18 protein-coding genes are annotated in these 21,953 nt (G+C 71.8%); 8 read left to right on the forward strand and 10 right to left on the reverse strand.

Annotated features, from left to right (window positions below; genetic code table 11):
- The first annotated feature begins 57 nt into the window (after positions 1-57).
- From ACZ7LS_RS10015 to ACZ7LS_RS10025, 3 genes are read left to right on the forward strand one after another with little or no spacing between them, the layout of a single operon-like run.
- Complete coding sequence (locus tag ACZ7LS_RS10015; protein WP_385129102.1) at positions 58-1,431, forward strand: cytochrome P450; 1,374 nt, start codon at positions 58-60, stop codon at positions 1,429-1,431.
- A gap of 44 nt (positions 1,432-1,475) precedes the next feature.
- Positions 1,476-3,404 carry an anthranilate synthase family protein gene (locus ACZ7LS_RS10020; RefSeq protein WP_385129104.1) on the forward strand — a complete coding sequence of 643 codons (1,929 nt, stop codon included), beginning with the start codon at positions 1,476-1,478 and terminating at the stop codon, positions 3,402-3,404.
- A 3-nt stretch (positions 3,405-3,407) separates the two neighbouring features.
- Positions 3,408-4,628 carry a 3-deoxy-7-phosphoheptulonate synthase gene (locus tag ACZ7LS_RS10025; protein WP_385129106.1) on the forward strand — a complete coding sequence of 407 codons (1,221 nt, stop codon included), beginning with the start codon at positions 3,408-3,410 and terminating at the stop codon, positions 4,626-4,628.
- Between the two features lie 62 nt (positions 4,629-4,690).
- Here the strand turns inward: ACZ7LS_RS10025 and ACZ7LS_RS10030 are convergent, their stop codons facing one another.
- Together ACZ7LS_RS10030 and ACZ7LS_RS10035 are read right to left on the reverse strand one after the other, a co-directional pair.
- Positions 4,691-5,233 (reverse strand): DUF1697 domain-containing protein, encoded by a 543-nt coding sequence (locus ACZ7LS_RS10030; RefSeq protein WP_385129109.1) that lies wholly within the window; start codon positions 5,231-5,233, stop codon positions 4,691-4,693.
- Between the two features lie 121 nt (positions 5,234-5,354).
- Positions 5,355-6,815, reverse strand: coding sequence for an MFS transporter (locus ACZ7LS_RS10035; RefSeq protein WP_469448733.1), 1,461 nt, complete (start codon positions 6,813-6,815; stop codon positions 5,355-5,357).
- Between the two features lie 156 nt (positions 6,816-6,971).
- Between ACZ7LS_RS10035 and ACZ7LS_RS10040 the strand changes: the two genes are divergently transcribed.
- From ACZ7LS_RS10040 to ACZ7LS_RS10050, 3 genes are all read left to right on the forward strand, one after another.
- Positions 6,972-8,318, forward strand: coding sequence for a serine hydroxymethyltransferase (locus tag ACZ7LS_RS10040; RefSeq protein ID WP_382665893.1), 1,347 nt, complete (start codon positions 6,972-6,974; stop codon positions 8,316-8,318).
- A complete protein-coding gene (locus ACZ7LS_RS10045; protein WP_382970639.1) occupies positions 8,315-11,515 on the forward strand; it encodes a non-ribosomal peptide synthetase in 3,201 nt (1,066 codons plus the stop codon). Before ACZ7LS_RS10040 ends, ACZ7LS_RS10045 begins: the two co-directional genes overlap by 4 nt.
- 352 nt (positions 11,516-11,867) lie before the next feature.
- The gene (locus tag ACZ7LS_RS10050) at positions 11,868-12,368 is read left to right on the forward strand and encodes a hypothetical protein (protein ID WP_385129114.1); all 501 of its coding nucleotides are present in this window, start codon (positions 11,868-11,870) and stop codon (positions 12,366-12,368) included.
- A gap of 178 nt (positions 12,369-12,546) precedes the next feature.
- Here ACZ7LS_RS10050 and ACZ7LS_RS10055 read toward each other — a convergent pair whose 3' ends face one another.
- The 7 genes from ACZ7LS_RS10055 to ACZ7LS_RS10085 all read right to left on the reverse strand — a co-directional run bounded on the left by ACZ7LS_RS10055 (position 12,547) and on the right by ACZ7LS_RS10085 (position 19,418).
- Positions 12,547-13,167, reverse strand: coding sequence for a dihydrofolate reductase family protein (locus ACZ7LS_RS10055; RefSeq protein ID WP_382876724.1), 621 nt, complete (start codon positions 13,165-13,167; stop codon positions 12,547-12,549).
- On the reverse strand, positions 13,167-13,673 hold the full coding sequence (locus ACZ7LS_RS10060) for an SRPBCC family protein (RefSeq protein ID WP_385129116.1): 507 nt from the start codon (positions 13,671-13,673) through the stop codon (positions 13,167-13,169). Before ACZ7LS_RS10060 ends, ACZ7LS_RS10055 begins: the two co-directional genes overlap by 1 nt.
- Positions 13,674-13,676: 3 nt before the next feature.
- Positions 13,677-14,018 (reverse strand): ArsR/SmtB family transcription factor, encoded by a 342-nt coding sequence (locus ACZ7LS_RS10065; RefSeq protein WP_382524792.1) that lies wholly within the window; start codon positions 14,016-14,018, stop codon positions 13,677-13,679.
- Between the two features lie 186 nt (positions 14,019-14,204).
- Positions 14,205-15,899, reverse strand: a complete 1,695-nt coding sequence (locus tag ACZ7LS_RS10070; protein WP_382524790.1) for an alpha/beta hydrolase — start codon at positions 15,897-15,899, stop codon at positions 14,205-14,207.
- Between the two features lie 193 nt (positions 15,900-16,092).
- On the reverse strand, positions 16,093-17,073 hold the full coding sequence (locus tag ACZ7LS_RS10075; protein WP_385129120.1) for a TIGR04222 domain-containing membrane protein: 981 nt from the start codon (positions 17,071-17,073) through the stop codon (positions 16,093-16,095).
- Positions 17,074-17,079: 6 nt separating this feature from the next.
- Entirely contained in the window at positions 17,080-18,471 is a 1,392-nt protein-coding gene (locus ACZ7LS_RS10080) for an MbnB/TglH/ChrH family RiPP precursor modification enzyme (protein WP_385129122.1), read from the reverse strand.
- Between the two features lie 167 nt (positions 18,472-18,638).
- Entirely contained in the window at positions 18,639-19,418 is a 780-nt protein-coding gene (locus ACZ7LS_RS10085; protein WP_382524785.1) for a DUF4142 domain-containing protein, read from the reverse strand.
- A gap of 308 nt (positions 19,419-19,726) precedes the next feature.
- Between ACZ7LS_RS10085 and ACZ7LS_RS10090 the strand changes: the two genes are divergently transcribed.
- Entirely contained in the window at positions 19,727-20,305 is a 579-nt protein-coding gene (locus tag ACZ7LS_RS10090) for a hypothetical protein (RefSeq protein ID WP_385129126.1), read from the forward strand.
- A gap of 111 nt (positions 20,306-20,416) precedes the next feature.
- Here the strand turns inward: ACZ7LS_RS10090 and ACZ7LS_RS10095 are convergent, their stop codons facing one another.
- Positions 20,417-21,175 (reverse strand): aminoacyl-tRNA hydrolase, encoded by a 759-nt coding sequence (locus ACZ7LS_RS10095; protein ID WP_382524782.1) that lies wholly within the window; start codon positions 21,173-21,175, stop codon positions 20,417-20,419.
- A 95-nt stretch (positions 21,176-21,270) separates the two neighbouring features.
- Here ACZ7LS_RS10095 and ACZ7LS_RS10100 point away from each other — a divergent pair, with 95 nt between their 5' ends.
- Positions 21,271-21,948 (forward strand): AIM24 family protein, encoded by a 678-nt coding sequence (locus tag ACZ7LS_RS10100; protein WP_385129129.1) that lies wholly within the window; start codon positions 21,271-21,273, stop codon positions 21,946-21,948.
- Positions 21,949-21,953 lie beyond the last annotated feature (5 nt).

Here is a 21,953-nt window from a genome sequence, read left to right on the forward strand (position 1 = left end):
CACCGCGGGGACCGACCGGGTCTCACGGCACGTGAATCGGAGAGGAAAGGGAACGCAGTGAACCTGAAGGACATGTGGCCGGGACTCGACGGCATTCCGCACCCGGCGGGACGCCGGCCGGACACCCTGGACATGGAGAACTCCGACTTCGTGCGGCCCATGCAGCGGATGTACCAGTGGTCGAGGGAACTGGGGCCGATCTTCGAGACCCAGGCACCGGGCTTCGGCATGGTGGTCGTCACCGGCGCCGACATCGCCAAGGACCTCTTCGACGACACCCGTTTCGAGAAGTTCACCGGCTTCGGCATCGAGGCGTTCCGGCCGGTCACGGGTGACGGGCTGTTCACCGCCTACAACGACGAGGAGAACTGGGCGCTCGCTCACCGCATACTCCTGCCCGCCTTCAGCCGCGAGGCGTTGCGGCGCTACCACCACGAGATGTCCGGTTCCGTCGCGAGGCTCGTCGAGCACTGGACCAGGACCGCCGACGACGAGAGGGTCGATCTCGCCGAGAGCGCCACCACGCTCGCGCTCGACATGATCGGGCAGGCCGGCTTCGGCTTCGACTTCGGCTCGTACGAAGGCGGCGGGCAGAACCACCCCTATGTGAGCTCCATGGTGAACGCGCTCGCCTACTCGGTGCTGCCACCGCAGGTCCAGCAGCAGCGCGAGGAGCAGTTCCGCGCCTGGATCGAGACCATGAACAAGACGGTGGACGAGGTCATCGACACCCGTCGCCGGTCGGCGGAGACCACACACAGCGACATCCTCGGCACGATGATGCACGCGCGCGACGAGGTGACCGGAAAGCGGCTGTCCGGCGAGAACATGCGCTACCAGGTGACGACGTTCATGGTCGCGGGCTACGGCACCACCGCGTCGCTGATCACCTTCTGCCTCTACTTCCTCTCCCGTGACCCGAGCCTGCTGGCGGCGGTGCGCGCCGAGATCGGCGCGACCGTCGGGGACTCGCGGATCGACTTCGAGAGCGTCTACCGGCTGCGTACCCTGCGCAGGGCGGTGGACGAGACGCTCCGGCTCTGGGCCCCCACCCCGGCGTTTCTCCGGGTCGCCACGGAGGACACGGTCATCGGCGGGCAGCACGAGGTGAAGGCCGGCGGATGGGCGGCGGTGCTCACCATGGGCCTGCACCGGGACGCGGCCTGGGGCGGCGACGTCGACGCCTTCGACCCCGACCGGTTCCGCGCGGAGCGTGTCCGGGCCAGGGAACCCCACCTCTACAAGCCGTTCGGGACGGGCCCGCGCGCCTGCATCGGCCGCCAGTTCGCGCTGCACGCGGCATGCCTGGCCCTGGCCGAGATCGTTCGCTCCTTCGATGTGGAGGTCCCCGAGGCGTACGAGCTGTCGGTGGCCGAGGGGGGGTTCTTCATGCCCGAGAACCTCAAGGTGTCGATCCGGCCGCGCGCCTGAGCGCGGTGCCACCGGTAGCGGAAGCGGCGCGGGAGGGAGTGCCGGTGGACGGCCTGAACGACGGGGAGCCGTTCGCGTTGTTGTACCGCCCGGGTATGACAGCGCCGGGCGTACTGGAACTGCTCCGCGGGCCGGTGGCCGAGCTGTCGTACCTCGCGCAGCTGCCGGCGGAGGGGCCGCCGGCCCACGGCCCGCGGGCGGCCGGGCCGACGACCCTGGCCGTCGTGCCCTTCCGGCAGGTCGCCGAGCGCGGCTACGCCTGTACCGACGACGGTGCGCCGTTGCTGGCCCTGCGGATCGAGGAGCGGTCGACGCTGGACCTGGACGGGTTTCTGCGTACGGCTCCGGACATCGATGTCCCGTTCGACGAGGCGGGGTTCGACCTGGACGACGACGCATACGCGGCGATCGTGCGCGATGTGGTGGCGCGGGAGATCGGTGCCGGGTCCGGGTCGAACTTCGTCATCAGGCGGAGCTACTCGGCACGCCTGCGCGACAGTTCGGTGGCGACCGAACTGGCCCTGTTCCGGCGGCTGTTGCAGGGAGAGTCCGGAGCCCACTGGACGTTCCTGATCCACACGGGTCGGCGGACGTTCGTCGGCGCCAGCCCCGAGCGCCACATCAGCCTCGGCGCCGGCGAGGCGGCCATGAACCCGATCAGCGGGACGTACCGCCATTCCGGGCGGGGGCCGACCCTCGACGGTCTGCTCGCGTTCCTCGCCGACCGGAAGGAGGTCGAGGAGCTGTACATGGTGGTCGACGAGGAACTGAAGATGATGGCGGGCATCTGCCATGCCGGCCTGCGCGTGGACGGCCCGTATCTGCGGCGGATGCGGCACCTCACCCACAGCGAGTACTTCGTCCGCGGCCGGACCGTACTCCCGCCGCACGAGATCCTCCGGCGCACACTGCTGGCGCCGACGGTCACCGGAAGCCCCGTCCAGAACGCCTGCGAGGTCCTGACCCGGTACGAACCGGCGGGGCGCGGATACTACAGCGGGGTGGCCGCGCTGATCGGCCGGGACGCCGACGGCGCGGCGACGATGGACTCGACGATCCTGATCCGCACCGCGGAGCTCACCCCGGACGCCCGGCTGAGCCTCGGGGTGGGCGCGACGGTCGTACGCCACTCCGACCCGGCGAGCGAGGTGGCCGAGACCCACGCGAAGGCGGCCGGCTTCCTCTCCGCCCTGCACGGGGACCGTGTCGCCGCCCCCCGGCCCGCCGGGCCCGACATCGCCCGGCACCCCCGGGCCCGGGCGCTCCTGCGGGAGCGCAACAGAGGACTGGCACGGTTCTGGCTGTCCCCGCGGACCCCGGAGGACTGGCTGGTGCCCGGACTGACCGGTCTGCGCGTGCTGATGATCGACGCCGAGGACACGTTCACCGCGATGCTCGCCCACCAGCTGCGGGCGATCGGTCTGGCGGTCACGGTCGTCCCGTGGACCGACGTCCCGGCGTCCGACGGCTACGACCTCGTCGTCGCGGGGCCGGGGCCGGGAGACCCGGGCCGTACGGACCAGCCGAAGATGGACCGGTTGCACACACTGGTCGGCGAACTCCTGAAACGACGTAAGCCGTTGGTCGCTGTCTGTCTCTCGCACCAGGTGCTCTGCCGCCTCCTCGGCCTCGACGTCCGGTGCCGTCCCGAGCCCAACCAGGGGGTCCGACGGCGGATCGACCTGTTCGGTGAGAGCGTCGACGCCGGTTTCTACAACACCTTCTCCGCCTGGTCGGGGACTTCCCAGCTGACGGAGCCCCACCACGGCGGGCTGGTCGAGGTCGGCCGGGACCCGGCCACCGGTGAGGTGCACGCGCTGCGCGGCCCCGATTTCACCTCGGTCCAGTTCCACCCGGAGTCGGTGCTCACCGAACACGGACCGCAGGTCATCCGCGCCCTCGTCACCGAGGCGCTGCGGCTGGGCGAGCACCGTCCTGGCCGCTTCCGTCGAGTCCCCGAGCCGAAGGACTGAACCGTGTCCCTTGCCAGCCGTGATCTCATCGGCCCCGGGCGTTCGCACCCGGCTTCCGACGAGGTGATCCGTGCGGTGAGCGCCCGACAGGCGTGGCAGCAGCCGGACTGGCCGGATCCGACCGCCGTGGCCGGGGTGACCGCGGAACTGGCGTCGGCGCCCGGCCTGGTGAGCGGCTCCGAGGCCACCGAACTGCGCGGCCTGCTCGCCGAGGTCGCCGAGGGCCGGCTGCTGGTGCTCCAGGCCGGTGACTGCGCGGAGGTCCCGGAACAGGCGACGCCCGAGCGGATCGCCCACAGGGCCGGCCTGCTCCACGCGCTCGGTGACGCGCTCGGCACACGGGCACGGCGGCAGGTGGTCACGGTCGGCCGTATCGGCGGGCAGTACGCCAAGCCCCGCTCGCAGGACACCGAGGTACGGGACGGCCGTGAACTCCCGGCCTTCCGGGGCCATCTGGTCAACGGTCCCGCCTTCGACGCCGCGTCGCGGACGCCGGACCCGCGTCGTATGACCGCCGGCTACCGGGCCGCCGCGGAGGTGGCCAGGGTGCTCGCCTCGGCCCGTCCGGCCAGGAGCGGCCACGCCCTCCCTCGCGTCTGGAGCAGCCATGAGGCGCTCGTCCTGGACTACGAGCTGCCTCTGGTGCGGCGCCATGACGGGCGGCCCGTCCTGACCTCGACGCACTGGCCGTGGATCGGCGACCGTACCCGGCAGCTCGACGGAGCGCATGTGGAGCTGCTGTCCCGGGTGTCCAACGCGGTCGCCTGCAAGGTCGGGCCGGGCATGACGGCGGCCGGACTGGTGGCGGTCTGCGACCGGCTCGACCCGGGACGGGAGCCGGGCCGGCTCTCCCTGATCGCCCGGCTGGGCGAGCGGCGGGCCGGGGCCCTGCTGCCCCCGCTGGTCGCGGCGGTGCGGCGGGCCGGACACCCGGTCGTCTGGCTCTGCGACCCGATGCACGGCAACACCTTCCGCGGTCCGCAGGGCCGCAAGATCCGGGTGGTCGGCTCCCTGGTGCGGGAGGTACGGGCCTTCCACGCCGCGGTCACGGCCGAGCGGGGGGTGGCCGGCGGGCTCCATCTGGAGGTGTCCCCGGATCCCGTCGTCGAGTGCGTCCCGGACGAGGCCGGCTGGGCCTGGCCGCCCGGTGCTCCGGAGCCCCTGTGCGATCCGCGCCTGAACCCGGACCAGGCACATCAGGTGGTGGCCGCCTGGCCGGGCTGATCACCCCGCCGGAGCGGGGCCGGCACGCGCGTCCCGCGGGCGCCGGGCGCGGATCCTCCCGCTCAGCCGCGGCCCGCCGCCTTCACCAGTCGTTCGATGGTGCCCAACGTCCTGGTGGTGGCCGGTACTCCGGTCAGCCGCTCGATCTCGGCGGTCGGGCTTCCCGCGTTGGACTTGGCCTTGCGGATGACGCTCAGCGCGAGGCCCTCGCGGAGTCCGACGATGTCGACGTCGTCCCTGGTGTTCGTCCAGGGCAGCGTCAGCTCGATGGGTCTTCCGCCGTCGAAGAACGTGAAGGTCTTGCGGTACGTGCGGCTGTCCTCATGCCCGTCGAACGGGTTGCTGTCGAGGACGTCGACCAGCAGACCCACGGTGCGGACGACCGCGGCCTCGGAGTAGCCCGCCGCCGACTTCAGGGTCCGGGACGCCTTCTTGACGACGCCCATGGGGTCGTCCGCCTCGAACAGTACGGTGCCGTTCGTCTGAAACGATGTGACCGAGCCGGCTCCCGCGGCGGACAGCGCCGCCTCCAGCGTCGCTCGGTCCGGGCTGCCGGCGTGGCCGAGATTCATGCTCCGGTAGAAGACCACATGGGGTGAAGTCATGCCAGGTGACTCTACAAGGACGTTGTTCTGAATTTAGCTCAACTCGCATGATTCGTAGGTGTGTTGGCGAGAGCGGTGGGGGCCGGTCCCGGGGCCGGCCCGCACCGCGAGGGCCGCTCTCTCAGGCCAGTTTGGCGACGTCCCGGTTCGCCGTGCCGAAGGTGGCCCGGGTGGCGATCGCGCCCACCAGGAGGACGCACGCGCCGATGGCCAGGCCGATGCCGTACCCGTCCACCACGGCCTGGTCGCCACCCGCGTCGGAGCCGGCTGTCACCGCCAGCGAGACGGTGACCAGGGCGGTCAGGCCCACGGCCTGGCCGAGCTGGCCCAGAGTGGTGATGATGCCGGAGCCGAGGCCGGCGTCCTGCATGGAGAGACTGGAGAGCGCGGCCGTCTGGACGGCGGGGAAGGTGACTCCGCCGCCGAAGCCGAGGACCACCATGCCGGGCAGCAGCGACGTCCAGAAGTCGCCGTCGACCGGGACCAGGGCCAGCCACCCCATCCCCACGGCGGCGATGCCGAGCCCCGACGTGATGACGGCACGGGCGCCCAGCTTGGGCATGGCGGTCAGCCCCGCGCGCAGGCCGAGCAGGAACATCAGGCAGTACGGCACCCACGCGAGCCCGTTGGCGAGAGGGCTGTACCCCAGCACGTTCTGCATGTACAGCACCAGCAGGAAGAACATCGCGGCCGTCGCGGCGTTCAGCAAGGAGAGTCCCAGATAACCGGCGGCCCGTACCCGGTTGCGCAGGAACGACAGCGGCATCAGCGGATTGGCGGACTTCTCCTGGAGGACCACGAAGGCGGCCAGGGCGGCGAGTCCTCCGATCAGCGGCAGGGCGACATCGGCACTCGCCACCGGATGGGTGGTGATCTGCAGAATGCCGTGGACCGTCGCCACCATTCCGCCGGTCACCAGAATCGCGCCCACCGGGCCGACGGCGCGCCTGCCGTCCATCGTGCTCTCCCGGCCGTAGACGAACACCAGCACCAGAGGCACGAGGGCCAGCGGCAGGTTGATCCAGAAGATCCAGCGCCAGCTGATCAGATCGGTGAGGACGCCGGACAGCACGACGCCGAGTGTCGCTCCGAGCCCGGAGAGGCCACCCCAGATGGCGAAGGCCTTCTGTGCCTCCCTGGGGTCGGTGAAGGTCAGGGCGATCATGCCGAGGGCGGCCGGAGCCGCGCAGGCCTCGGCCACGCCCTGCACGAACCGGGCCGTCAGCAGCGTCTCCGCGTTGACCGACACCGCTGCCAGGACCGACGCGGCCGCGAACAGGCCGGCCCCGATGGCGAACAGCTTCCGCCGCCCGAACACATCCCCCAGCCGGCCGCCGACGAGCAGCAGCCCGCTGGCCGCCAGCAGATATCCGTTCACGACCCATGTCAGCTGCTGTTCACTGAGCCGGAGGCTGTCCCGGATGGACGGCAGCGCGACATTCACGATGGTGGCGTCGAGGAAGATGATGAACTGCACGGTCGCGAGTACCGCCAATAACTTCCAGCGGCGCGGGTCTGGTTCGGACCGGCCCTGTTCGGCGTTCTCCGCTGCCGCCCCGATGTCTTGTTCAGGCCCAGTCACGGTTCTCTTTCGCCTCCGGATAAGGAATACCGACAAGGAGCGCGCACAAGTCTAGGAACGCCGGTTACGAATCGGTTCAGAGTTCACCGTCCTCATCTTTCTCCGCTCTGACCGTCCGCCCCTAGGGTCGGCGCCACCCGCAGGGGAGGGGACGACATGGACTCGGCAACCGACGCCGAACGGAACGGAACGGCCGTCGACGACGAGGTGTTCACACTGCTGGCAGCCGAGGAGCGGCGTCAGCGCGAGACGTTGCAGCTGGTGGCGGCGGCGTCGACGGCACCCTGGCAGGTGCGGTGGTGCAATGGCTCGGTCCTGACCAACGTGACGGGGGAGGGCTATCCGGGCCGGCGGTACCACTCGGGGTGCGAGGTCTTCGACCGCGTCGAGGAACTGGCCTGCCGACGGGCCCGCGAGGTATTCGGATCCCCGTTCGCCAACGTGCAGCCGCACTCCGGCACCAACGCCAATCTCGCGGCGCTCCGGGCCCTCATGCCCGGGGGCGGGACGGTGCTGTCGATGTCCCTCAAGGCGGGTGGGCATCTTTCCCACGGCGCGCGCTCGTCGATCACCTCCACTCTGTACGGGGCGCGTCACTACGGTGTGACGCCGGACGGCCTCATCGACCCGGACGAGGTGCGGGCGCTGGCGCGGAGATACCGGCCCGCCGTGATCATCTGCGGGGGCAGCGCGTATCCACGCGAGATCGACTTCGCCGCGTTCCGTAAGATCGCGGACGAGACGGATGCCGCGTTGCTGGCCGATGTGTCCCATATCGCGGGACTCGTCGCCGCCGGCCTGCACCCGTCGCCGGTGCCGTACGCACACCTCGTGACCAGCAGCACCTACAAGCAACTGGCGGGCCCGCGGGGAGGCCTGGTGCTCGGCGGTACCGACGTGTCCGACCCGGTGGCGCTGGAGCGGCGGGTGCGCGCCGCGGTCTTCCCCGGCGTCCAGGGCACCCCCGCGCCCAACGCGATCGCGGCGAAGGCGTGGGCGTTCGGTTATGTGGCCACGGCGGAGTTCCACGACGTCTGCCGGCGGATCCTTGAGACGGCCCGGGTCATCGCCGCGGTGTTCACCGCGCGCGGGCTCTCTCTCGTCAGCTCGGGAACGGACAACCACATGGTTCTGGTCGACCTGCGTGGCACGGGAATGACCGGCTGGGTCGCCGAGAAGGCGCTGGAGAGCTGCGGCATCCTCGTCAACCGCAACGCCGTGCCCGGCGACGTACTGCCCGCGGCCGTGTCCGGCGGCCTGCGGATCGGCACGAACGCGCTCGCGGCCCGCGGCGGAGACGCCGGCCTCGCGCGCAGGGCGGCCGAGCTGGTCGCGGACGTCCTGGGGGCCGTGGAGGTCACGGGGGACACGTCGTACACGTTGTCGGACGCGGCCCGTACGGAGGCGCGCCGCCGGATGACCGGGATCTGCGGGGAACTGGACGACCTTCCGGCCGGGGGCGGTCCCGCCACGGCCGGTCTGAAGGAGGCGATGCTGCCGTGACCAGGGAGCGTACGGCCGGGGAGCGGCACGGCACGGACGACGCCCAGGACGTCTTCCCGCTGACGGCCACCCAGGAGGCCTATCTGGTGGGGCGCGACGCCGGGATGGACTACGGCTCGGTCGGCTGCCACGGCTACTGGGAGTGGGAGTCGGCGACCGCGAACCCCCGGGCACTCGCCGCCGCCTGGCGCACGCTGGTGGACCGCCACCCGGCGCTGCGCACGGTGATGTGCCCCGAGGGAGGTCAGCGGGTGCTGGCCGACCCCCCTCCGTGGGAGGTCACCGTCAACGACTTGACCGGGCTGTCTCCCGAGGAGGCGGAGCGGCGCCTCGGGCGCCTGCGCGGCGCCCAGTCGCACAGGCTGTTCGACCCCATGACGTTCCCGCTGTGGGATGTCCAGGTGTCGCTCCTGCCGGACGGGCGGCAGCGCGTCCACTTCAGCCTCGATCTGCTGGTCGCCGACGCGTGGAGCTATTTCCACGTGCTGGTGCCGGAGTTGGCGGCCCTGTACCGGGGCGCGCCGCCGGCCCCCGCACCCGGCGTGACGTTCCGGGACTTCGTCCTGGAGCGCGAGCGCGACGAGGCCACCAGTCCCGCGTGGCGGCGTGCCGAGGAGTACTGGACGAACCGGCTGGAGACGCTGCCTCCCGCTCCGGCACTGCCCGCGTCCGGTTCCGCGGCGGGTGGCGAGACCACCTTCGTGCGCCTGGAGGACGCGCTGGACGCGCGGACGGCGGGCCGCCTCACGCGGCAGGCGGCACACCGGTCGGTCACCCCGACCGCCCTGCTCGCCGCGGTGTTCGCCGAGGTGCTGCGCGCCTGGGGAAGCGGCCGTGACTTCGTCGTCAACGTCCCTGTGTTCCCGGCTGTCCGTGCCGGGGACGCGTACAGCGGCGTGGTGGGCGACTTCACCAGCACCGTGCTGCTGGAGATGCGCGGCGACGGCGCGACGTTCGCCGCACGCGCGCGGCGGGCCCAGCGCCAACTGTGGGAGGACCTGCCGCACAGCGACTTCAGCGGGATCCATGTCGCCCGTAAGCTGGCCCTCCTCCGCGGGCGGACCGAAGTCGGCTTTCCGGTCGTGCTGACCAGTCTGCTGGGGCAGCCTCCGCAGGAGTTCCACACCGCGCTGGGCGAGGCCGTCCACACGAGTACGCAGACCCCGCAGGTGAGCCTGGACTTCCAGGTCGCGGAGGTCGGCGGGGAGCTCCACTGGAGCTGGGACCACCGGCTCTCCGCCTTTCCCCCCGGCATGATCTCCGCCATGTTCGGTGCCTTCGGCCGGCTGATGCGGCGACTGGTCGACGACCCCGGGGCATGGGAGTGCGAGCGGTTCGACCTGATCCCCGCGGAGCAGCTCGAACGACGCCGGACCATGAACGACACCGACGGCCCGGTTCCCCGACTGCCGCTCACCCGGGCCCTGCTGGACGGCGCGCGCGAGCACCCCGGCCACGCCGCTCTCATCGCCGCGGACGGCTCCGTCGTGACCCGGGGTGAGCTGGCCGAGCAGGTACTCCGGGCGGCCGCGGGGATCGTCGAACTCGCCCCACCCGGCGCCCCGGTGGCCGTGCTTCTGCCCAAGAGCCGGCAGCAGATACTCGCCGCGCACGCCGTCGCCGTCGCCGGGCCTGCCTATCTCCCGCTCGACGCCGAGCAGCCCGACGCGCGACTGCGGGCGGTGCTGCACGACGCCGAGGTCGCGCTGATCATCACCGACCGGTCACTCGAACGGCGTGCGCGGGACCTCGGTACGAAGACGGTCGTACGGCTGGACGAACTCCTCACCCACGAGCCGGTCGAACGAGGCAGGTCGACGGTCGACGACGACGCGTATGTCATCTACACCTCCGGCTCCACCGGGAAGCCCAAGGGCCTCGTCGTACCGCACAAAGGGGCGGCGAACGCGTTCGCCCACATGAACGAACAGCTGCGGGTCTCCTCCCGGGACAGGGTGCTCGCGGTCTCCGGTTTCCACTTCGATCTCTCGGTGTACGACGTTTTCGGCATGTTCATGGCGGGTGGCTCGGTGGTGATGCCGGACGCGGACCGCGGTGTGGATCCCGGCCACTGGCTGGAGCTCGTCGAGTCGCGGGGTGTCACGGTCTGGAACTCCGCGCCGGCGCTGTTCGAACTGCTGGTCGACCATGCCGAGCAGCGTCGGCGGACGCTGGAAGGGCTGCGCGCCGTGGTGCTCGCCGGTGACTGGATTCCCGTCGACCTTCCGGCGCGCGCCGAGAAGGTGTTCCCGGGCATCTCGGTCGTGGCGTCCGGCGGCCCCGCCGAGACGTGTGTGTGGTCGATCATCAACCCGCTCCCCGCGGGGTACGTCTGCGACGGCCCGTCGATCCCCTACGGCGTCCCGATGCGCAACCAGCGGTACTACATCGTCGACGCCGAGGGACATGAGGTCCCGGACTGGGTCACCGGCGAGATGTGCGTGGAGAGCGAGGTCGGGCTGGCCCGCGGATACATCGGGGAGGAGTCGAGCACGGCCTTCAGGCCACGCGCCGGCTCCGGCCGGCGGGCGTACTGGACCGGCGACCTCGGGCGCCGACGGCCCGAGGGCACCATCGAGTTCATGGGGAGATCCGATCTCCAAGTCAAGATCAACGGGGTTCGGGTGGAGATCGCGGAGGTCGAGGCCGCGTTGCGCCGGCACGCCGCGGTCAAGGACGCGGTCGTCGTCCCGCGACAGGTCGGAGGAGGGAAGCGGCTGGTCGGTCATGTTGTCGCCGAGCCGGAGGGCCGCGTCTCGGTACCGGAACTGCTGAACCATGTCGCCGCCCGCGTGCCACGGGTGGCGGTGCCGGCCGCGATCGAAATCCTGGAGGCGTTCCCTCTGAACGCCAACGGGAAAGTGGACCGACTGGCACTGGCCTCGCGTGTCCTGCCCATCGGATCGTCCCGTGCGCGGGAAGTCTCCGGGCCCGTGGAGTCGGTGCTCGCCATGCTCTGGACGGAGACCCTCGGCCTTGCCGGGGCGGTCGACCCGGAGACGAGCTTCTTCTCCCTGGGCGGTACGTCGCTGCAGGCGGCCCGGATGACGACGCGCCTCGGAGCGCTCCTCGACGTGGACGTGAGCGCCAGGCTCGTCTTCGCCCACCCCACGGTTCGAGAGCAGGCGACGGCTCTCGCCCTCGGCGAGCCAGGACCGCGGGTCCTCGCGACCTGCCGGGCCATTCTCGATTGCTGAGTCCGAGCGCCGCGAGGCGGTACTCGACGCGGTCGCCCGCCGCCCCGCGGCCGTGCCGCGCCGCTACGCGAAGACCGCGCTCTTTCCCGTATGTCGTGCGCCATAACGACCTTCGCCGGCCACACGCGCACCGGTCTCGATATGAGACCGGACCGGCGCTCCGGATCCCGCGTGACTCAGATGTGCTCCGTCCGTCGGCGATCCGCGTACGTCCGGTCGGCCTGACGTGGTAGAGCGGATGTGGAAGGTCCGCCGCCCGGCGGACGGAGGCTTCCATGTCTGTGATCGAGAAACGGAGCCGGAATTGATAGCCCCCTCTCCCCAGGACGGCGGTCCCGAGCGTCTGGGCAGCGTGATCGGCCTGTTCTGGATAGAGCAGGACAGGGTGTGCCTGGGCGCGCCTCCAGGCGATGAGGACCCCGGCGTGTTCCTCTCGCCGACCAGAGTTTCGGTCGGCGAAGGTACCGGCCAACAGGCTTGGCTCTGGGATGACGTGACGGATCTACAGATTCTCGACGTGCCGGTCCGTTCGACCGCCGCACGGTGGGCGACGCGGGTGGTGAGCGTCGTCGCCGCGGCGCTGAACGCCTGGGGGCCAGACGGTCCGTCGATGATGACCGCGGTGGTGTACACCCAGGACCGGCGTGTCGAGACACCCGTCTTCTCCGCCGCGGCCACCGCGTACACACAGCGGGAGGTCGATCTCTCGCTCGGTCTGCTCTCCCACTTCGTGCGCGGCAGCGCCGCGCCCTCCCTGCTGACCCAGTGGTGGGAGGAGAACAGACCGACAGAAGTCCTGCGTTCACGCGACCGGGAAGCCGTGCTCGAAAGCTGGCTGACTCCCCTGATGTGACCCCACCGGGATCACCGCGAACCCGCCCCGGGGCAGACGGCTGAGCGGGTGCGGGTTCCTGCGGGTCCACCCGTATCTGCCGCAGCGGCCAGGCCCGCACCCGTTCCCTCGACGCCAGGGCGGGCCGGGCCGTCCGCGGGCGGCTGACCCCGGTGGGAGAGCGCCGAGTTCGGGACAGCTACCGCTCCCGGACGGCGTAGGTCACATGCGTCACCTTCGGGGAGGGCTCCGCGCGGATCTGCTCCAGGGCCACGCGGCCGGCGTCCACGCCCTCGAACAGGCGGATACCGGAGCCGAACAGCACGGGTGAGAGCGCGATCGAGAACTCGTCGATCAGGCCGGCGTTCAGGTACTCCAGGATCGTCGCGCCGCCGCCCGCGATACGGACGTCCCGGCCGCCGGCGGCCTCGCGGGCCTGGTCGAGGGCGGACTCGATGCCGTCGTCGACGAAGTGGAACGTGGTCCCGCCCGGCCGCTCCCAGGGGTCACGCTCGGTGTGCGTCACGACGAAGACCGGCGTGTGGAACGGCGCCTCCCGCGGCCACATCCGCTCCCCGGCGTCGAACATGCGCTTACCCATCACGCTCGCGCCGGTGCGCTCGAACGTCTCCCGCACGATGTCGTTGTCGCGCCCTTCCTCGCCGCCCTCGCCCAGCTTCAGGTTCTCCCGGAAGAACCGCTGCGGGAATATCCACCGCTGCAGCTCCATCCACTGCTGCCCCATCAATTCCTCGGAGGACTCGGGCGCGATGAAACCGTCCAGCGACATCGACACGCTGAAGAACACCTTCCCGGCCATCAGCCCTCCGCTCCCTTCCGGACGATCTCGGTGACGTACGCGGCCAGGTTGCCCAGGGTCTGCCGGCCGCCCTCGATCGCGTGGTACCTCTCGACCGCCTCGTCGCGCACCTCCTTGGTGGGGAACACCGTGCGCATCTCGATCCGGGTCGCCGCGCCGTCGGGCTCGAACGTGATGACCGACTCGAAGGCGTTCAGGTCGTCGCGGGTCTCACCGTGGAGCATCGCGATCCGTTCCGGCGGGGTGAGCGCGGTCCAGGTGATCCACTCCTGGTAGTCCGTCCCGTCCGGTCCGTGCATCACGAAGTCCCACTCTCCGCCGACGCGGAACGCGAACGCCCGCGTGGTGGTGGTGAACCCTTCCGGTCCCCACCACCGCGACAGGTGCCGGACGTCGGTGAACGCCTCGAACACGAGCTCCCGCGGGGCGTCGATGATCCGGGAGGTGACGATCTCTCGGTCGGCTGTCGCCGACCGCGCCGGCGTTCCTCTTCCTGTCGTGCTCATCAGTTACTCCGCTTTCCTTGTCTGCTTCAGGTCCTGCACGTAGGCGTCCAGTCGGTCGAAGCTCTCGTTCCAGAACTGCTCGAAACCGCCGGTCCACTCGTGGACGGGCCGCAGCCCGCCGGCGTCGAGGCCGTACAGGCGCCGCTTGCCCGCCTTGCGATCGGACACCAGCCCGACCTCCCGGAGCACCCGCAGGTGTTTGGACGCCCCCGGCTGGGTCATCCCCAGCTCCTGGGCCAACTCGGTCACCGACCGCTCACCCGCCCGCAGCAGTACCAGGATTTCCCGGCGCTGCGGCTCGGCGATCGCGTTGAAGACGTCCGACGTCGTCGCTGCTCGTGCCATGGGGCAATCGTATGCCGATATGGGCATGCGTCAAGGGGGGGGCCACTGAGCGGCCGCGGCGGAGCGACGGCTACCGCGTCCCGGCGAGTGGACGAGACCGGACACTCACCCGGTAGCGGAAGCGGCCCGGGGCGGCCCGGGGCGGCCCGGGGGAGAAGGAGCCGCGGCAGCCCGGGGCCGTGCCTCCTACGTCGCGAGCCAGTGGTCGACGCGCGCCAGGACCGGCGGCAGCACACGCGGGGAGAGGCTCTCCTTGCCCTGTACCGGGTCCGGTTCCGCGTGCGGTGCGCACTCGGTGCGCCGGGCCGGGGTTCTTCCGTGCAGCAGGTAGTCCTCGATGATCGCGGTGACGCAGGCGTTGCCGCCGCCCGACACCCCGTGCGTGCCGGCGTCCCGTTCGGTCACCAGGGCCGAACCGGCCAGCCGCTTGTGCAGTTCCACCGCGCCCTCGTACGGCGTCGCCGCGTCCCGCTCCGCGGCCAGGATCAGCGTCGGGGGCAACTGGCCCGGCAGGGTGCGGACTTCGGCCGGTCGCTGCCGGGGAGCGGTCCAGTAGGCGCACGGCAGATTCATCCAGACGTTGTCCCAGGTCTCGAACGGCGCGTGCCGCGCCAGCGCGGTGTTGTCGCGGTCCCACACCGCGAAGTCCGTGGGCCAGGGCGCGTCACCGCACTCGACCGCGGTATAGACCGCGGTGGCGTTCTCGCTCTCCGCCGCGGCGGCCGGACGGGGCGCGGCCTGTGCGATCAGCGGCTGCTGATTGCCCTTCAGATACTCGGAGAGGGCCGAGGCGCGCGACGGCCAGTAGTCGTCGTAGTAGCCCGCCCCGAGCATCGCCGCCTGGAGCTGCCCGGGTCCGACCTTCCCGCCGGCCGGCTTGTGCGCGACCCCGGCGCGTACCTTCTCGTAACTCCGCCGCACCGCTTCGGCGTCGGTGCCCAGGTGGTACGTCGCGTCGTGCTTGGCCACCCAGGTACGGAAGTCCGACCAGCGCCGCTCGAAGGCTGCCGACTGGTCGAGGTTGTTGCGGTACCAGATCTGTTCGGGGTCCGGGTTCACGGCGGAGTCGAAGACCATCCGGGCCACGTGCGAGGGGAAGAGCGTCGCGTAGAGCGCGCCGAAGTAGGTGCCGTACGAGGCGCCCATGAAGGTCAGCTTCTGCTCCCCGAGCGCCGCGCGCAGCACATCCAGATCGCGGGCGTTGTTCAGCGAGGTGTAGTGGGGGAGCGCGGAGCCGGCGCCGCGGGCGCAGCCCCGCGCGTACGCCTTGGCCTCGGCGATCCGCTCCCGTTTGTACGACGCGGAGGGATGGACGGGGGCCTGCGTCGGGGCCTTGCCGAAGTCCGCCGGATTCTCGCAGGAGAGCGGGGCGGAACGGCCCACTCCGCGCGGTGCGTAGCCGATGAGGTCGTATGCCTCGGCGACCCGCTTCCAGTGCGGCACCTCGGCGGCCATCGGGAAGTACATGCCGGAGGCGCCGGGGCCGCCCGGGTTGAAGACGAGCGCGCCCTGCCGCCGCTCCGCACCCCCGGTCGCGGGCACACGGCTCACGGTGAGGCTGATCGTCCGGCCGTCGGGCTCGGCGTAGTCGAGCGGGACCTCGACCGTGCCGCAGACGATGGGGGCGGGCAGCCGCTCCGCCTTGGGGCAGGCGCCGAAGGTGATGCCGGTGGTGGCGGCGCGCCGGGCGGCGCGGACGACACCACGGCCCGCGTCGGCGGTGGCGCCGGTCATGGCGTGCCCGCCGGGGGCGACCGCGGTGGCACCGCGGGTGGTGTGAGCGCCGGTGGCGTCGGCGCCGTCCGCGGGGGCGGCGACGAGGGCCGACAGGACCACGGAGCCGAGGGTGGTCAGCGCCCCGTATTTCGCTACTGCTCTCATCGCGTTCCCTTCCGTGCGTACGGATCGGAGGGTGATCCGCAGACAGAGGGTCAGCAGCGCGACGGAGGCGGACAAGCATCCGTGCGCGGTGTCGGCCGCAATGACCCCGATGCGTCGTACGGCCACTCCGAAGGGTCTGAGGAGTGGCCGTACGGGACGGGATGTGCCGCGCGGACCTCGGAAATCCCGGTCCTCACGTGCCTCCGCCGCCACCCCCGCAGCCTCCGCCTCCGCCGCCGCAACCGCTGCCGCCTCCGCCCCCGTCCCCGCCGGAACCGCCGGAGCCTCCGCCTCCGCAGGAGCTCGCGCCACAGCCCGACCCCGAACCCCCGCATCCCGTACCCGACCCGGGATCGGCGCCCGAGCACCAGGCCACCGCCCCGGCGGACATATGCGCCGCGGGCGCGAAGTCACGCCCGGGGCGCAGGCGCGCGGCGGTGCGCAACCGCTCCCGCAGTTCCGGGTCCGGCACCCCCGCCACCCCGTGCGCCGCGACCTGGTGCGCCGCCGAGGCGTCGGTGTGCGCGAGCCCCGCGACGAAGCCGCGCAGCGCCCGCCGCCCCGCTCCGGTGATCCGCCGCCCGGCGAAGGCCGCGCAGACGAATCCCGTGATCGTCCCCGCGAACAGGACCGGCAGCAGGGCGAACGCCCACATCCCGCCGGGACCGGAGCCGGAGGAGCCGAAGGTCGCCAGCGCGCCCGCGATGAACGACGCGGGCAGGGCGATGAAGCACAGCACCCCCTGAACGGCGCCCCAGGTACGCCACGGGCGCGTCCGCGCGCGGGGTGCCACCAGCCCGCGTGCCGCGAGCGCGTCGCCGGCCTGCTGTACGGCCGGGGCGCGCATCACCGCGAGGCGCAGCGCGTGCAGGGCGCCGGTGGGCGCCATGGCGTGTTCCTGGAGCACGGCCTGCTCCACCGGGTGATGGGCGACGGGCCGGAGGACGGCGACGATGCCGGGACCGCCGATGGCCAGCCGCCCGTCCGCCCGCATCCCGGCCAGCGCGGCGTCCACGACCCTGCCGGGACCGCCGCCGAGGAACGCGGCCTCCCACACGTCATGGACGGCGGGAGTGCCCGTCACCCCGCCGCGCGAGCGGATCACCCCGGCGATCAGCAGGACGGACGAGACGGCGACCGCGAGAGGGACCGCGGTGAGGAGGAACGTCGTCATCGCCCCTCACCTCCCGGCCAGCGCGGCGCGGGCCACGCGGAGGAGACGGGTCGCCCGGCGCGGTGGCCGCGAGGCGGCCCGCTCACGCCACCAGAGAGTCAGCCGCCGGCGGGCGGCGGAGTCCTCGGGGCGTCTCTCGATCAGCAGGCTCTCGGCGAAGTCGAGCGCGTCGCGGCGGTATCCGCCGCGCATGGGCGTGTGCGCGGCGTACGCGAGGAACGCCGGGCGGAAGCCCTTGCCGAGGATCTCCGGAAGCTCGGGCGCGACCTTGGCGACGACCCCGGCGCGTTTGGCGGCGAGGGCGCGGCTCTGGACGCGCAGCCGGCGCGGATCGAACCCCTCGGGTGCGGGTGTACCGGCGACCAGCGAGGAGAGCAGGGCGGCCTCGCTGAGCGCCAGTCGCCCCCGGGCGGCGTCGGTGCCGCTCGCCCCCCGCTCCTCCGTACGCACCGCTTCCGCTTCCGCTTCTGCTTTCGTTGCCGCTTCCGCTTCTGTTCCCGTTCCCGTTCCCGTTCCCGTTCCCGTTCCTGCTTCCGCCGTCGCCGGGCGCGGAGGGGCGACGGCCGCCGCGGCCGTGATCGTCTCCCGGATCGTGGTGAGTTCACCGGCCAGCTCCGCCGCGGGCGGGAAGTCGTCGTCCCGTTCCAGCAGGACGCCCGGCGGGGCGACCCGCGCGCGCAGCCCGGCCAGTACGTCCAGTACGGGCGCGGTGACCGGGTGCGCGTGGGTGTCGTGCCAGACGCCGTCGCGTTCGACACCGCCCGCGACATGGACGTACGCGATGGCCTCGACCGGCAGTTCGTCCAGGGCCTTCGCCGGGTCCTCGCCCCGGTTCACGTGGTTGGTGTGCAGATTGGCGACGTCGATCAGCAGCCGTACGCCCGTGCGCTCGACCAGCTCCGCGAGGAACTGTCCCTCGCTCATCTCCTCGTCGGGCCAGCTGATCAGCGCGGCGATGTTCTCCACGGCGAGCGGCACGGGCAGTGAGTCCTGGGCGACGCGTATGTTCTCGCAGAGCACGCGCAGGGCGTCCCGGGTGCGCGGGACCGGCAGCAGATGACCGGCTTCCAGGACAGGCGACGCGGTGAGCGCCCCGCCGGCCCGTACGAACGCGATGTGCTCGGTGACCAGCGGCGAGCCCAGGGCCTCGGCGCGCTCCGCGAGATCCGCGAGCCGCCGCGCGTCCGGGCGGTCCGCGCCGCCGAGGCCGAGCGAGACCCCGTGCGGTACGACGGTGACGCCGCGTTCCCGCAGCCGTACCAGCGAATCGGGCAGATGGCCGGGGCAGACGTTCTCCGCGACGGCCTCGACCCAGTCGACACCGGACAGCGCCTCGACCGTGTCCGCGATCTCCGGGCGCCAGCCGATGCCGATCCCCAGCTGTGGTGTGTCGTTCATGGCTCCCCCTCCTCGGTGTCCGAGGTCGTCCCCCGTCCGCCGTCCGCGACGGGCGCGGTGCAGAGGTGATGACCCCGCGGCGCGCCGGTGAATCCGCAGAGGGGGACGTTCAGAGGATGATTTGAGGTTCCACGGCGGCGGCCGGGGTCTCACACGCGGACGGGTTTCTACGGATCGGTCCCCGGCGCCGGCCGGTTCGTGTTGATCGCCGTCGGAGCGCCCGGCTGGGTGGAGGGCCGGGAGGTGAAGGTGTCGTTGCCGGTGGGCGCCACGGCGTCCGGCGCGGGCGGCAGATTGCCGTTCGGGGGCGGCGGTCCGGTCGGACTGGCCGTCAAGGTGCCGGCCGCCTCGTTGGCGAGAGCGTCGAAGTCGACCCTGCCGGTGGCCTCCAGCATGGTGATGTGGTCCAGGACCGTCTGGTTGGCGTCACTCGCCAGCTGCCGTATCAGCGTGTTTCTTGTGGTGTGCCGGACCTGCGCGATCACCGCGAAGACCTTGCCGTGGGCGTTGCGCAGCAGATTGGCGAACTTCCGCTCGTACTCCTGGCCGGTGGCCGCCGACAACTCCCTGAGCCAGCCCTGCTGTTGCTCGTTCGGCTGGTTCGGCAGCTCGACCCCGAGCTTCGCCGCGACATCGCGGGCCCGTTTGTCGAGATCGGTGTGGCCGACGACCAGATGGTCACCGCAGTCCTTGATCGCCTGGCTGGGGGCGCGTTCGATGGCCTGCTGCCCGGCCGGCAGCTCCCACAGTCCCGCCAGCCGCACCTTCACCAGGAGGTCGCGGTCCGTCGCGGAGAGCGGGCCCCACTGGGTGGCCACACTGGACGCGTTGAGGTTCGCCTGACCGGTACCGGAACGGTCGGCGTACGACCAGACGGGGAAGGCCAGGGCCCCGATCGTGACGACCAGTGCCGCGATGATGAGCGCCGTACCGTTGATGCGTCGCAACAATGTGCTGCCTCCCGAACCGAATTCCGACACCGCCAGAACCGACCGCCAGAACCGACCGCCCTGACCGACCGCCGACCGGCCGGCCGGCCCGCCTCGCGGTACTGGGAGTTACGTACGGTCCGGCCGGAGCGTTCAGCTCCGCGGCGCCGGATGATCAGCGACTCGCCCTCGTCAGCGCTCCCATCCCTTCCCGGGCGCTCCGTTCCCTTCCCTCCGGCGTGGCGCGTGGCGGCGGTGCCAGGGGGGAAGACTGGCTGCCGGACACCGAGCCCATGCGGGCAAGGCCGGGACAACGGGGGAACGTGATGGGCACGACGACATCGGCACGCGGGCCGCGGACAGGGCGTTCGTATCGGTGGGGGACGGGCCTCGTACTCGCCGCGCTGGCCACCCTGACGGTGGCCGGCTGCGGCAGCCCGGACGAGGCCGACGAGGCGGCCTCACCCGATCGGCAGACCTCGAAGTCCCCTTCCGCGCAGCCCTCTTCGGCGCAGCCGTCCCCCGCGCGGCCGTCGGCGGAACCGTCGGTTTCGGCGGCGGACGGGCGTGACGTCGGCGCCTGTGCGGACGGCGACTGCGAGATCGCGGTGACCGAGCCCGTGACGTTCCGGTTCAAGGGCCCGGCCGGCCAGGCGACCCTGTCCGTGACCGAGGTCGGCCCGGACAAGGTCGCATACACGGTGAAGTCGGCCAACGGCGAGTCCAAGGGCGGGGCGACCGGCCCGGGACAAGGCTGCGTCACGGTCCTGCGCGACAACGGGAGCGGCAACTCCTGCGGCGGTCTGGGGGACGCCGCCCGGCCGAGTCCCCAGCCGCGTGCGGTGGTGATCCAGGCGGCGACAGGCGAGGACGGTACGGCGGTCCTCCACCTCGTGTCCGGCTGACAGCACGGGCGCCCGACGCCGGAGCGGACCTGCCGGTCGGCCGAGGGCACGGCATACCGGCACGGCGTACGGGCATGGCACGCGGGTACGGCGTAACGGCCTGGAGTCCGCTCACCTCTCCCGCTCGCGCGGGAGAGGGCAGAAGCGGCTGCCCCCTTCGGCCACAACCGTCTTCCCGGGCGCGATCTCGGTGAATCCGGCGTCATGGACCACCGGCAGTCCACTGGCGGTGAGTTCACGCCAGCGCGCGGCGCCCGAGGTACGCACGGAGAGCGGGAAGCCGGCCTCGCGCCACGCCTTGCGTTCCGTGTCCGACAGCTCCCACCAGGCGAGTTGGGCGCCGTGCCCGGCCTGGGCCATGGACTTGCCCGCCGACATGGCCAGCTCGGGGCTGAACCAGAGCACGGGCAGCTCCGGGTCCGGTGCGGGCGGTGCCTCGGGGTCGTCCAGCTCGGTGCCGGAGACCTGGAGCTTGGCCAGTTCCTTGGGCCAGCCGTCGAGCGGGACGGGCGGGAAGACCCGTACCTCGGCGGTGGAGGACGTCTCCGTCGTGGGCCCCGTGCCCAGGACCGTGATCCCGGGGAGCGCGGAGGCGCGGCGCCATTCCGCGCCGCGCGCCCTCCGTACCACCTTGCGGATCCGGGCGTCCTGCCACTCCCGTACGGCCCTCGCCCACTCGCCCTCGCCCTCCGACCGCTCGTCGGAGAGCATGAGGAGCACCGCGCGGGCGGCCGTCTCCAGGGCGTCGGTACGGGCGGGCGGCGCGGCCTTCTCGATCCGGACCACCAGCGGCAGTACGAACTGGGGAGCCTCGTCGCGCGAGGTCCGGTCGGGTACGTGGTCGCCGCGGTCGCTGATGTCACTGCTCACGGGTCCAGTCTGCCAGCAGCGCGGGTCCCGCCTTCCTGGGCTCCTGGGCACACCCTTCTTGGCGGAACAGGCGCGTCCGGGTGACTATGCACGGCATGAAGAGCGATCTCTTTTCCGACGAGTACCTGGCGCAGCCGGCCACCGCCCCCGGGATGACGCTGCAGAACACCAAGTCGATCAAGTACGCCGTCCACGGCGAGATGTACGCACGGCAGGGATCCATGATCGCCTTCCGCGGCAGCCTCCAGTTCGAGCGCAAGGGCCAGGGCATCGGCGGCCTGCTCAAGCGTGCCGTCACGGGCGAGGGCCTGCCGCTGATGACCGTCAGCGGCCAGGGGGAGGCGTGGTTCGCGCAGGAAGCGGCCAACTGCTTCATCGTCGATATCGAGCAGGGCGACGCGCTCACCATCAACGGCCGCAACGTGCTCTGTTTCGATCCGACCCTCTCGTACGAGATCAAGACGGTGAAGGGCGCCGGGATGACCGGCGGCGGGCTCTTCAACAGCCTCTTCACCGGCCACGGGAAGCTCGGCGTCATATGCGAGGGCAACCCCATCGTGATCCCCGTCACGGGCCAGGCCCCGGTGTACGTCGACACCGACGCGGTCGTCGGGTGGAGCGCGCAGCTCTCCACCTCGCTGCACCGCTCGCAGTCCGTCGGCTCGATGATCCGCGGCGGCTCGGGCGAGGCCGTCCAGCTGATGCTCCAGGGCGACGGCTTCGTCATCGTCCGGCCCAGCGAGGGCACCCCGCAGAAGGCCGCCGCGCACTGACCGGG

This window comes from Streptomyces sp. NPDC039430 (assembly GCF_055639435.1).